At 48.1% G+C, this 11,039-nt stretch carries 13 protein-coding genes and 6 tRNA genes; 11 read left to right on the top strand and 8 right to left on the bottom strand.

The window, feature by feature from the left end; all coding sequences use genetic code 11:
• From traL to ACO6V5_RS06085, 11 genes are all read left to right on the top strand, one after another.
• Nucleotides 1–282: a type IV conjugative transfer system protein TraL gene (gene traL, locus ACO6V5_RS06135; RefSeq protein ID WP_252180164.1), complete on the top strand. Its 282-nt coding sequence runs from the start codon at nucleotides 1–3 to the stop codon at nucleotides 280–282.
• Nucleotides 279–833: a TraE/TraK family type IV conjugative transfer system protein gene (locus tag ACO6V5_RS06130; RefSeq protein ID WP_422441825.1), complete on the top strand. Its 555-nt coding sequence runs from the start codon at nucleotides 279–281 to the stop codon at nucleotides 831–833. The genes traL and ACO6V5_RS06130 overlap by 4 nt, the downstream gene beginning before the upstream one ends.
• 26 nt (nucleotides 834–859) lie before the next feature.
• Nucleotides 860–1,624 (top strand): hypothetical protein, encoded by a 765-nt coding sequence (locus ACO6V5_RS06125; RefSeq protein ID WP_422413568.1) that lies wholly within the window; start codon nucleotides 860–862, stop codon nucleotides 1,622–1,624.
• Nucleotides 1,625–1,634: 10 nt separating this feature from the next.
• The gene (locus tag ACO6V5_RS06120; protein ID WP_422413570.1) at nucleotides 1,635–2,795 is read left to right on the top strand and encodes a TraB/VirB10 family protein; all 1,161 of its coding nucleotides are present in this window, start codon (nucleotides 1,635–1,637) and stop codon (nucleotides 2,793–2,795) included.
• An 18-nt stretch (nucleotides 2,796–2,813) separates the two neighbouring features.
• Nucleotides 2,814–3,209: a TraV family lipoprotein gene (locus ACO6V5_RS06115; RefSeq protein ID WP_422413572.1), complete on the top strand. Its 396-nt coding sequence runs from the start codon at nucleotides 2,814–2,816 to the stop codon at nucleotides 3,207–3,209.
• Nucleotides 3,210–3,223: 14 nt separating this feature from the next.
• Nucleotides 3,224–3,562 carry a TraA family conjugative transfer protein gene (gene traA / locus ACO6V5_RS06110; RefSeq protein WP_422413574.1) on the top strand — a complete coding sequence of 113 codons (339 nt, stop codon included), beginning with the start codon at nucleotides 3,224–3,226 and terminating at the stop codon, nucleotides 3,560–3,562.
• Between the two features lie 140 nt (nucleotides 3,563–3,702).
• On the top strand, nucleotides 3,703–4,761 hold the full coding sequence (locus ACO6V5_RS06105; protein WP_422413576.1) for a TraI domain-containing protein: 1,059 nt from the start codon (nucleotides 3,703–3,705) through the stop codon (nucleotides 4,759–4,761).
• On the top strand, nucleotides 4,751–6,574 hold the full coding sequence (gene traD / locus ACO6V5_RS06100; RefSeq protein WP_422413578.1) for a conjugative transfer system coupling protein TraD: 1,824 nt from the start codon (nucleotides 4,751–4,753) through the stop codon (nucleotides 6,572–6,574). Before ACO6V5_RS06105 ends, traD begins: the two co-directional genes overlap by 11 nt.
• A gap of 114 nt (nucleotides 6,575–6,688) precedes the next feature.
• Entirely contained in the window at nucleotides 6,689–7,216 is a 528-nt protein-coding gene (locus ACO6V5_RS06095) for a DUF4400 domain-containing protein (protein WP_422413580.1), read from the top strand.
• A gap of 35 nt (nucleotides 7,217–7,251) precedes the next feature.
• Nucleotides 7,252–8,073: a conjugal transfer protein TraF gene (gene traF / locus ACO6V5_RS06090; protein WP_422413582.1), complete on the top strand. Its 822-nt coding sequence runs from the start codon at nucleotides 7,252–7,254 to the stop codon at nucleotides 8,071–8,073.
• On the top strand, nucleotides 8,063–8,332 hold the full coding sequence (locus ACO6V5_RS06085) for a hypothetical protein (protein WP_422413584.1): 270 nt from the start codon (nucleotides 8,063–8,065) through the stop codon (nucleotides 8,330–8,332). Before traF ends, ACO6V5_RS06085 begins: the two co-directional genes overlap by 11 nt.
• Here the strand turns inward: ACO6V5_RS06085 and ACO6V5_RS06080 are convergent.
• The 8 genes from ACO6V5_RS06080 to pgsA all read right to left on the bottom strand — a co-directional run bounded on the left by ACO6V5_RS06080 (nucleotide 8,329) and on the right by pgsA (nucleotide 11,024).
• Nucleotides 8,329–9,375 (bottom strand): tyrosine-type recombinase/integrase, encoded by a 1,047-nt coding sequence (locus ACO6V5_RS06080; RefSeq protein ID WP_422413586.1) that lies wholly within the window; start codon nucleotides 9,373–9,375, stop codon nucleotides 8,329–8,331. The two genes, ACO6V5_RS06085 and ACO6V5_RS06080, sit on opposite strands and share 4 nt — an antisense overlap.
• Before the next feature lie 228 nt (nucleotides 9,376–9,603).
• Nucleotides 9,604–9,691 (bottom strand) — tRNA-Leu (locus ACO6V5_RS06075).
• A gap of 63 nt (nucleotides 9,692–9,754) precedes the next feature.
• Nucleotides 9,755–9,828: transfer RNA gene (locus ACO6V5_RS06070), tRNA-Cys, on the bottom strand.
• 99 nt (nucleotides 9,829–9,927) lie between these two features.
• Nucleotides 9,928–10,003 (bottom strand) — tRNA-Gly (locus ACO6V5_RS06065).
• A 34-nt stretch (nucleotides 10,004–10,037) separates the two neighbouring features.
• Nucleotides 10,038–10,120: transfer RNA gene (locus ACO6V5_RS06060), tRNA-Gly, on the bottom strand.
• 34 nt (nucleotides 10,121–10,154) lie between these two features.
• Nucleotides 10,155–10,237: transfer RNA gene (locus ACO6V5_RS06055), tRNA-Gly, on the bottom strand.
• A 34-nt stretch (nucleotides 10,238–10,271) separates the two neighbouring features.
• Nucleotides 10,272–10,354 (bottom strand) — tRNA-Gly (locus ACO6V5_RS06050).
• 103 nt (nucleotides 10,355–10,457) lie between these two features.
• Complete coding sequence (gene pgsA, locus ACO6V5_RS06045) at nucleotides 10,458–11,024, bottom strand: CDP-diacylglycerol--glycerol-3-phosphate 3-phosphatidyltransferase (RefSeq protein WP_422133866.1); 567 nt, start codon at nucleotides 11,022–11,024, stop codon at nucleotides 10,458–10,460.
• Between the last annotated feature and the right edge of the window lie 15 nt (nucleotides 11,025–11,039).

The following is an 11,039-nucleotide window of genomic DNA, read 5'->3' as shown; positions in this document are numbered from 1 at the left end:
TTGGAAATCCCCCGCACCATCAACGACCCCATCCAGTTCCTGTTCTGGTCTCTGGATGAAATCTACCCCGTAGCCGTGGGTCTGATCTGGGGTATCTGGTTTGACCAGCTGCTTCTGGGCATGTTTCTGGGCTGGATGGCAATTCGTGTCTATCGACGATTCCGGGATCGTCACCCTGACGGCCACCTGAGCCACCGGCTTTACTGGCTGGGTTTTTATTTTGTGAAAGCCAGAACCTTGCCCAACCCTTATGTCAGGGTCTTTTACCCTTCCCGAAAATGACCATTCAAGACTATCTGCGTCGTTTGAAGCAATGGCAGCAGCAGCTCTGTGTGGACAGGCTGATGTTGCTGGTACTGGTGCTGACGAATGCACTGCTGCTTTTCCAATGCCTCAGTCGCAAACCGGCTGTTGAGCTGACTTTGCCATTGATGGATGGGCAGATCGTCATTCACTCCGGTGAGGCTTCGCAGATCTATTACGAGTGGTGGGGACTGTCTCTGGCTGAATTGCTGGGCAATCTCAATCCGCAGAATCTGTCGTTTGTTGAGTCCAGGCTGCAAAGTCTGCTTTCACCCAATCTGCACCGGCAAGTCCATGAAATATTGAATCGGCAGTTCCACCAGTTACGGGAAGACAATGTTTCCCTGAGCTTTGAGCCATTGCAGCTTGACTTTGATGAAAACACTCATGAGGTCAGAGTGACGGGGAACAGTGCTCTCTCATCGGGCCATCAACGCCTGTCTGGGCAGAAAACCTTTACCTTTCAGTTCAGTCTGACCCGTTATCGCCCTGTGCTTGCTGTCATTCAGATTGAATCTGATCTCAAGTAATCCTTCCTTTATTCAGAGATTCCTCTATGAACAAAGCGCTTGTTGTTGTCTGTTTTTACTGTTCATTGACTCTGGCAGCTGCGCCAGTGAAGCTGCAGGTATCACCGGGTCAACAGCAACCCATAACCCTGAGTCGTCTACACCTGAATCGAATTGTCACGCCTTTTTCCGCTCCCCAGATTCGAACCATTGATCAGGCTGATATTCGGATTGAAGGTTCAGTGATTTATCTCTCTTCGCAGCAAGAAGAACCTTTTGTCGTGTATATCACTCCTCATGACAATGAGTCTCATGCCCTTTCTTTGCTGGTAACACCACTGGATGTTCCTCCCAAAGAAATCCAACTGTCACTATCAAAACCATGGCAGCAAAAAATCAACCACAACAAGGCATTAGCAAAACGATTTGAAGAAGCCTCGGACTATCAGCAGGCTATCACGGAAGTGCTTGCTGCGCTGGTGAAGGGACAGATACCGGAAGGTTATGAACTGAGCATGTTGCATCAATCCGATATTCAGCATTGCGAGCAGGACGGCCTGATGTTTGATTTTTCCAAAGGCCAGCAGGTTCAGGGGCATCATTTCAGCATTCTGATAGGTACTGCCCGAAATAACACCGAAAAGCCGCTTACATTCCATGAAAAAAATTGCCAGGGCAGCCATACCGCCGCTGTCGCAATGTGGCCAAACAACACCCTGCATCCTGGCCAGCGCAGAGAGCTTTTTATTCTTCTGAATACGCCTGATTATGAATCTGCTCCCATATTGCGCCCTTCCCTGCTGAACTACTAATCGCAGAGCAATGAACACCATCAACCATTATTTAACACCAGGAATAAAGCGTTATGGCATTGTGTTGGGTACCGCAGCAGTTCTGGTCACCCTGATTTTTATGACCAGTAAGCGGCAGGATTCAGGAATTACCAAAACCCCGGAGCAAACTACCACCTCTGTAGACTTTACCGGTGTGCCACCCAAAGAGTTAACTCTGAACCGTATCAGTGGTGATCTGGAACGCATCCATCAGCAACAGAAAGCTATGCATGGAGCACATCAACAAGAAATGGAGCGGTTGCAACAGGAAATTAGCCAGCTGAAGCAGCCCGTTCAACCCACACTCTCTGCTCCTGAACCTTCGTTGCCAGAGCCTGTTCCGGATGTATTGCAGTGGAATCAGTACAGTCAATCACCAGTAACCCAATACAACGAAACTGATTACTATGACACACCTCCTCAACCACCCAGACCTATCCGGGTATTAGGAACTACCAACCCTCAGGCAGTCACCCTAAATTCAAAACCAGAGGATAAACCAAAGCTTTTGCGCTTACCGGCAGGAAGCCTGCTATCCGGCCAGTTAATCACCGGGCTGGATGTTCCAACAGGGCAAGGCGCAAGACGTGAACCTTATCCTGTCCTTATCCGCATCAAAGCTTCTGCCATTTTGCCCAATCGCTATCGCACTAACGTCAGGGAATGCTTTGTTCTGGCATCGGGCTATGGCGACCTGAGTTCCGAGCGGGCTTATCTTCGCAGTGAAACCCTGTCGTGCATCTTCAAATACAACGACAAGGAAGAAGTGATTGAACGACCTTTAGAAGGTTATATCGCCGGAGAAGATGGCAAAGCCGGATTACGTGGCAGGCTGGTCAGTAAACAGGGGCAGGTTATGGCCAAGGCGGCTATGGCAGGCTTTCTCAGCGGTATCAGTGAGGCCTTTGATACCAAACCCGTCCCAGTCTTGTCTGTAATCCCCAACCAGAACGGCCAGATTCAGTCTCCTTTTCAGTCTGGCTTGAAGGGCAGCCAAGCTCTGCAAAGCTCTCTGATAAAGGGCAGTAACAAAGCATTGGAAAAGCTGGCAGATTTTTACCTGCAGCTGGCTGACCAGATGGTGCCCGTCATTGAAATCAGCGCCGAACGTAAGGTGGACCTGATTCTCACCCGTGGTCTGAAAAACTAATCTTTCGAGGCTTTTTCTATGTCTAAACACGATACCAGAGCATTGCTTCTGATGGTTTCGCTGGTACCTGTTATTCAGGGCTGCTCACTGTTTGGTGTTGGTGAAGCTGAGTATGCCTGCCCGGAACCCGGCAAAGGCGTGTGTAAATCGGCAAGACAGGTCTATCAGGATACCGGTTCAACGTTTGCTGAAAACCTGTTTCCTTCAACTCCGAAAAACTATTCAGAACCCGATCTTCGTTTTGTAACGCCCGAAGCGATACCCAACCGCACACCCGCTCAAATCCTGAAAATCTGGATTGCACCCTGGGTTGACAAGCAGGGCAACTGGCACAGCGGCGGAGTTGTGATGACCGATATCGCACCAAGAGACTGGCAGTCTGCCATTCCCGTCTATTCACCGTCTGATGATTAATGGAGTCATTGACCATGCCTGTACTTCTTGTTGATAGACCACCATTTATTATGAAGCTGCAGAAACTGATGGTGTCGCTGGCACCTCTGATCATTCTTTCTCTACTGCCACAGGAGCTGCAGGCGGCCAATCCTGTCAATGTGACAGGTTCCACTGACTTTGCGGAAATTTATGGTCGTTTGGTGGGTTGGATCAAGGGAGACCTGGGGCGAACACTGTCTATCTCTTTTGTCCTGATCGGACTGGCCTACGGCATGGCTCGAAACTCATTAATCGGCTTTGCTACCGGAGTGGGGGCCGCTGTCGGATTGCAGGTCACTCCCACCATTATTAATTCCATTTTCGGGCTTTAACCATGTTCACCTCAAAGGCTTTAGCCCTTATCGATCACTGGTTACACCCGCATCACGCTGATGAAAAAATCCTATTACCAATCAATCTTCCAGAAGCTGATCAGTCTATACAACCAGGTTCAGGTTGCGCTGGGTATCAGGTGAGCACAGGAACAATCCTGCATCAGCAACAAAAGCTTTTGGAACAGTTAAACGAGCAGCTGAATTTGCCAGCAGACCTGCAGCGCATGTTTGACCAAACACTGGATAATCTCACCAACTGGCTCCATCTCTTACCTGCTCATCCTCAGCACCACTGTGAACCAGCAGGCGCGATCCGCCATGCTCTGGAAACGGCCTTCTGGTCCGTCACAGCCATGCAACAGATTCACAGAGACCACGACTTGTATCCAGATCAACGCAGAGCGAGGGAACCGCTATGGCGGTTAATGGCAGGGATCGCCGGACTTTTATATGACAGTGGGCGAATGACCTCTTGTCTTGTTGTTCAAACATCATCCGCAGAGCAATCAGCAGAGCAATGGCCAGCGTTCCAGCAACCTCTTGGAAGCTGGTTGCAACAACACCGCATTAGCCATTACTCACCCCATTGGAAACAGTGTGATACCGATCCCAGGAAACCATTAGGACCAGAATATACGGCCATCAATCTGTTACTTTTGCCGCTGCTGACTCCTCAGGCATTCCGCAATGCCCTGCAACCCGACAACAGTAATGGTGCTCTCTGGCAGACTTTTATCGGTGCGCTTACCGGACAAAAAAGCGGCCATGGCGTATCGCAAATCATCGATGCCGTTGAGCTGGCGCGTCTGAAAAGCATCAAATTGCATTTCGAAAACGGGGAAGCGCTTAACCAGATCATGAAACCATCCAAAACTGAGAATCAGTCAACAGCAAAAAAAGATGATGAACTGGTTTGGCTCGAGCTGGTTATAGGTAACCTCCACGCAGAGGATATCAAATGGGCGAAAGACAGCCTTCTGCTGCCTTGGCCTAATGCAGTCAAATCCAGGGAAACTCCAGAACCAGATATCTTGCTCAAACAATGGAACCAGAGAGGTTGGATCAGACCTGTTGGGAATCAGATTATTTTTCGACGTAATGGCCGACTGGTCATTGCTCTGCAACCTGTCATTTCCGAACAGTGCAAACAATGGTTACCAACAAAAAACATCACGGGGACACAGCATGATCAGTGATCGCCCATATCTGCAAAACTGGCGACCCATTTATGAGTTGATTTCTTCTGCCGTATGGTTTTCCGCCATTATTACAGCCTATACATTGTCGTTTTACAGTTTACTGCCGCAGATTGGTTTTGTTCTAACCTCTACTTTCTGCGGGGCCATGATGTTCATTCGGCTGAGACAGGCTTTGCCAAGATGGCAACAGCATCGGCGGCTTAAGGGGAAAAAGCTGGCTCTGTTAAAGCTAACGGGAAAAAAATGCCATTCATTGCAAACAAAGAATCAGAAGCAAGGAGTCTGGTTAGGCTGGGGCTTTGAATGGCAACGGCTCCATGGACAAAGAGCCTGGGACTTATTAGGAAGTGATAACCTGCCAACCAAGTCAGAAAAAAACATGGGAGCAGGCTGGATTCACGGTATGGAAGAACATGAGGAGCCGTTATATCAGCCTCTTGAACAGACTCAGATGCATACCATGGTGATCGGTGTCCCGGGCAGCGGTAAAACCCGACTCTTTGATTTGTTGGTGACACAAGCCGTATTACGCAATGAGCCTGTTATTATCGTCGACCCAAAAGGCGACCATGATCTTGCTAGCCATACCCTCAGAAGTTGCGAGCTGTCAGGCAATCAATACCGGTTTATGAAGTTCCATCCGGGCTTTCCTGCAAATTCCATTCGTATCAACCTGCTACAGAACTTCAACCGTTCCAGTGAGCTGGCCAGCCGGATTTCTGGATTGATGCCTTCCGGTGGTGATAATGCCCCCTTTCAGGCTTTTGCCCAAAAAGCCGTTGATGCCGTAGTTCAGGGCTATCTGCTCTGTGGTCAGCGCCCGACCCTTGTCATGATTCGTCAGGGACTGGAAGGTGGCGTCACCAGACTGCTAATCAGAGCGCTCACTATTGTCTGTACACGACACCTGGCTCAGGCAGCAGATATCATTCGGGCGAAGGAAGTTAAAGGCAAGAATAAAGCCGAAGCTGAGGCACGACGCTGGATAGAGTTCTATCGGGATAAGGTCATGCCTGAATCGTCCTGCACCGACGTGGAAGGACTAATCTCGCTGTTTGAACATGATCGGGCCCATTATGGAAAAATGATTGCCACCTTACTGCCTGCTTTGGGAATGCTGACAGGAGGCCCACTGGCCCGACTGCTATCACCTGATCCCACCGATACAGACGACCTGCGCCCCTGTACCCATACCGCCAGCCTGATTGAGCAAAACAAGGTGATGTATTTTGGGCTCGATTCCCTGTCTGATCCCATGGTTGGCAAAGCTATTGGACAGTTGCTATTGGCAGACCTGGCAGCCGTGGCGGGAGATCGTTATAACTACGCAGCTAACAACGACAAACCCATCAACCTGTTTGTCGATGAAGCCGCAGAAGTGCTTTGCCCTCAACTTCTGTCCCTGCTTAACAAAGGCCGGGGGGCTCAATTCCGGTTATACGTCGCTACCCAGACACTGGCTGATTTTGAAGCTCAGTTGGGCTCGAAAGCGGCTGCCCAACAGTTTATAGACAACTGCAATCACCTTATCTGCCTGAGAACACAGAACCCTGACACCCAGAAATTTATCACCGATAAGCTGCCGCCGGTTCGTTACCGCTACTTTATCCGTAATCAGGGCATCAGCACCGACGCTAACCGCCCCATGGAATTCACCGGAAACCTCAGTGAACAGCAATTGGAAGAAACCGGAGACTTGTTTCCACCACAACTGCTTGGTGAGCTGCCCAATCTGGAATACGTTGCACGATTGGGCGGAGGACGTTTATTGAAAGGAAGAATCCCGATTCTTTGCTCCCCAAAACCCTGAACCTTTGATTCCATCTTTCTTATGACAACTTCTCAAAAACAAACCAGCCCCGTTGCAATCTGGTGTTTTGGAATCGGTCTGATACTGCTTTGGTTGGTGTTTTCGGACCAAAACATGAACCAGTACCTGTACAAAGAGCAGCAACAATATGCTCAAAGGCTGGGGCAGGAGAACGCTGTGTGGATTATACGAACAGGCGACCAATTATATGCAGCCACCATTATGAAATCGGGTATTCAGCGCTTTCTTTTGGAACATACGACTACAGATCGAAACTCGGGTGAAGGGTTGGCAAAGGCCATGGAGCTCTTTCAGGGTGTGACTAAGAACTTCTTTAGTCTGATACGACAGCTGTTCTATCGAATTTCCGTATTGCTGGCTTGCCTGCCATTCTGGGGCGTGATGTTTATTGCAGCCATTATCGACGGCCTTTTAATCCGAAAAATCCGTTATCACGATTTTCACTATACCAGTCCATTGCAAAACCTCTGGAGCCGACGGGCATCAAAATGGATTCCGGGTTTATTTCTTTATCTAATCATCATCCCTCTGCCGGTTCCCGTATTACTAATTCCTGCTGCAGCCTGGCTGACTGCAATTTGTCTGGGATGGTGGACAGCCAACTGGCAGAAGAAAGTCTGATGCCCTTCGTTCTGCTATTAGTCGGATTAATTTCAGTGACTGCTTCAGCTGAACAACAATGGTTTAGCCGCCACTCTGAAGGCTGGTTCTGGTATGAATCTATACCTGAACCAGAAGAGCAAACTAAAAACCAACCAGTGACACGCGTATCTTCATATGAGCTATCTGCCAGCTGGATCAGAAAGAATATCGGTCAGTATCTCGACAGGGCAATAGACGCCCCAAGCAAAAAGAATGTTAGTGCCTATCTTTATCTGAATAAAATTGTGAAAGACAAAGCCGAGCGATTTGCTCACGTCGGTAAGCAAATTATAGAAAGCGATCCTTATCTGGATGAAAACGTCCGACGCCCTATATCTCCCGTAGCGGCAAGGCTGAAAGATGATATTGCCTACAAAGCCAAAGAATCCGTTCTGAAAAAAATCTCTAAAATTGCGGGGCTGGTATTTTATTACAAAAGCAGCTGCCCCTTATGTCATGTTCAGGCCAAAACCGTTCTCTTGCTACAAATGAACTATGGATTTGAAGTAATTCCAATATCAACGGACGGAGGCATGATTGATGAGTTCCCCAATAGTCGTGTTGAATTATCACCACCAGATGCACTGCACATTCTTTCTTATCCTGCACTATTTCTGATGCGCCCGCCCGGCAATATCAAGCTGGTTCGTCAGGGAGTACTCTCCTTCACAGCGTTGGTTGACCGGCTGGTCGAAGTGGCCAACGAGCAACAATGGATCGATGATCGAGAATATACCGCAACAAAAATCACAGGAACCCATCCCCTATCTTCACTCCATTACCCTAATAATGAGCTATTCCGCTCTTTGTCAAAGGCACTGAAAGATGAACAATGAAACCGAGTTCTGGTCTATTAGAAGCATCGCCCGCTTTCTTGATCATTCCATAAACTACACTCGTAACGTGCTGGTAAAACAGCCTGGTTTCCCTCCTCCGAGACATAACGAAATCGTTATCGATGGTCAGCGTCACAAAAGCAAACCCCGGTGGTTAAACAGTGATGTGATTTTGTGGGCTCAAAATGCCTACGTCCAGTCTAAGAATCCAGCTGAGAAGCCCCCCAAAAAGAGAGGTCGCAAGCGAGCCGCCAATTAATCACGAAGCTTTTGCCCGAACTCCCTTGCTGTTTTCCGATAATATTTTAAAGTCCGGTTTATATCCCTGTGCCCTGCCTGACGAGCCAGCTCAAAGGGTTTCAGCTTTTCAGACAGACGTGTTAATGCTTCATGCCTGGAATCCCGGAACTGGAGATTTTTTATTGTCGTCTGTCGGCTGGCCGTTGAGAAAATGGCGCTCACATTCAGTTTGTTGCTGCCAAACCAGAACTTTTCTTCTGTTTTTCCCAACTGAATTAACCGCAGTGCTTCATCTGTAAGGGCTACTGACTTTTTACGTTTCTCTTTGACCTTTTCCCTGGGTAAATCGATCACGCCCGATTTCAGATCGATTTCGGTCGCTTCAAGAAATTTCACTTCTTGTAAACGCATTCCCGTTTCAAGGCAGAGACACCATAACAGCGCCACAGTCTCTCTTGTTGTTTCCGGTTTTCTGTGGCGATCCCAGTCGTCCAGAGCAAACAGCATTTCCTCAATTTCCTGATTAGTTACCCTCCGTTGCCGATCGCTGTCATCGTCCTCACTGAATTTCACTTTTCCGCCAAACGGGGTTTCTTCTATATACCCCCACTCCCTCGCTGTACTGAATACATGGCTAAGAAAATTCTTATCCCTGACCACCGAACCATTAGTCACATGGTTTAAGCGATTCAGTTTCCATTCAGCAATATGATGGGGCTCGATTCTTGACATTTTCTTATCCATCAAACTGCCCAGCGGTTCGTGAGAAGGATTGGTGCAAAACTGCATAAACCGTTTGCCTTCTCGCTGAGCAGTCTCTTTGCCTTTTTTCTTGGGACTCACTTCCCTGATGTATCGTTCAAAGCACTGGCGAAGGGTAATCTTCTGCCTTATCACTTTTGCCACCTCTCTTTCAGAGTTGCCCATGGCCGCTATTTCTTCTTCCCTTTGTTCAGCCCAGACAATAGCCTCTTTTTTCAGGTCAAAAGTCTTGCTTTCACGAACTCCCAGTTTTTGCACTCTGGCAAGCCATCCGTGCCTACGCTTTTCAAAAGTCGCCATTACTGAACATCCTCTGATACTAAGTCTACAGAGGAGATTTTAGTGGTAGATCGAGTGGTGGAAGAGTGGTAATTTTTGAACGAAAAACACAGTGAAACGAGGTGAAAAATAGTGAGAAATAAAAATTTTGAAAATTGTCAATTTTGCTCGAAAGGCACGTTTTGCAAGGGCTAAGGCTTTAAAACAGGCACAAAAAAAGGCCATTGAATAAACAATGACCTTTGTGATTGGTGCCCGGAGCCGGAATCGAACCGGCACGATCTTAACGATCGGCAGATTTTAAGTCTGCTGTGTCTACCAATTTCACCACCCGGGCTAAATAAATAGCTTATCTATTCAAGCCGAAAAAAAACAGGCTAGTTACCTGTTTTTTTGAATTTGGAGGCGAGTACCGGAGTCGAACCGGTCTAAATGGAGTTGCAGTCCACTGCATAACCGCTTTGCTAACTCGCCTTTTATCTCTTGAGAGACTGGATCGGGAACGGGTTTCGCCACTGCCATGTATAGACGAACCCAACCTTTCTCAGCTCGCAGACTTATCTGTAATTGAACTGGAGCGGGAAACGAGACTCGAACTCGCGACCCCAACCTTGGCAAGGTTGTGCTCTACCAACTGAGCTATTCCCGCAATGAAGATAATTTAGGACTTCTTCAAAGTCCGGAGCAGGAAACGAGACTCACTCTTTAACTCTGAGGCGACCCCAACCTTGGCAAGGTTGTGCTCTACCAACTGAGCTATTCCCGCAATGAAGATAATTTAGGACTTCTTCAAAGTCCGGAGCAGGAAACGAGACTCACTCTTTAACTCTGAGGCGACCCCAACCTTGGCAAGGTTGTGCTCTACCAACTGAGCTATTCCCGCAATGAAGATAATTTAGGACTTCTTCAAAGTCCGGAGCAGGAAACGAGACTCACTCTTTAACTCTGAGGCGACCCCAACCTTGGCAAGGTTGTGCTCTACCTACCGAGCTATTCCCGCATTTGTATTCGTCAGTGCTTGAAGCGTTTGGGCTTCGTCTCCGTCGAAGATGCTGCGTAGTTTAAGAATATTTCGTCTGCTGTCAATAGATTGGAGCAACGAATTAGCTTTCAGCCCTAGAGAATGGTGTCAGATCAGGCCATGCCGCATGAAGGTATACGTACATGGACCAGAGTGTGAGGATCGCAGAAATGTAAAGCAGTGCCAAACCAATATAACCAATCATGGATTCCAGGGGAGCAGGTGCAAGCAGTAACAAGGTAATCGCCATCATTTGCCCGGCCGTTTTAAATTTTCCGATCATATTCACCGCCACACTGGTACGCTTTCCTATTTCGGCCATCCATTCACGCAGAGCAGAAATAACGATTTCCCGACCAATAATGATAACAGCGGGTATGGTCATCCAGGCTGCCCTGAATTCGTCGACCAGCAGACACAACGCTGTTGCAACCATGATTTTGTCTGCTACAGGATCAAAAAAAGCCCCGAAGGGTGTGGTCTGATTCCAGCGCCTGGCAAGATATCCGTCAAACCAGTCAGTGACAGCAGCTGCTGCAAAGATGCCTGCACAAAGGGTGTAACGCATCTCAATGGGCAGGTAGAAAATCAAGACCAGAAAAGGAACCAGAACAACGCGTAGCATCGTCAAAGTATTTGGAATATTCATAGCAACAGATAACTA

It is taken from the genome of Endozoicomonas sp. ALD068, assembly GCF_049310145.1.
Classification (GTDB): domain Bacteria; phylum Pseudomonadota; class Gammaproteobacteria; order Pseudomonadales; family Endozoicomonadaceae; genus Endozoicomonas_A.
This window is presented reverse-complemented; position numbering and strand designations above follow the sequence as displayed.

What these genes read in the sequence shown, in the direction of transcription:
- ACO6V5_RS06130 (WP_422441825.1), top strand. Translation starts at nt 279, where the DNA reads ATGACCATTCAAGACTATCTGCGTCGTTTGAAGCAATGGCAGCAGCAG.
- ACO6V5_RS06125 (WP_422413568.1), top strand. Translation starts at nt 860, where the DNA reads ATGAACAAAGCGCTTGTTGTTGTCTGTTTTTACTGTTCATTGACTCTG.
- ACO6V5_RS06120 (WP_422413570.1), top strand. Translation starts at nt 1,635, where the DNA reads ATGAACACCATCAACCATTATTTAACACCAGGAATAAAGCGTTATGGC.
- ACO6V5_RS06115 (WP_422413572.1), top strand. Translation starts at nt 2,814, where the DNA reads ATGTCTAAACACGATACCAGAGCATTGCTTCTGATGGTTTCGCTGGTA.
- traA (WP_422413574.1), top strand. Translation starts at nt 3,224, where the DNA reads ATGCCTGTACTTCTTGTTGATAGACCACCATTTATTATGAAGCTGCAG.
- traD (WP_422413578.1), top strand. Translation starts at nt 4,751, where the DNA reads ATGATCAGTGATCGCCCATATCTGCAAAACTGGCGACCCATTTATGAG.
- ACO6V5_RS06095 (WP_422413580.1), top strand. Translation starts at nt 6,689, where the DNA reads ATGAACCAGTACCTGTACAAAGAGCAGCAACAATATGCTCAAAGGCTG.
- ACO6V5_RS06085 (WP_422413584.1), top strand. Translation starts at nt 8,063, where the DNA reads ATGAACAATGAAACCGAGTTCTGGTCTATTAGAAGCATCGCCCGCTTT.
- ACO6V5_RS06080 (WP_422413586.1), bottom strand. Translation starts at nt 9,375, where the DNA reads ATGGCGACTTTTGAAAAGCGTAGGCACGGATGGCTTGCCAGAGTGCAA.
- pgsA (WP_422133866.1), bottom strand. Translation starts at nt 11,024, where the DNA reads ATGAATATTCCAAATACTTTGACGATGCTACGCGTTGTTCTGGTTCCT.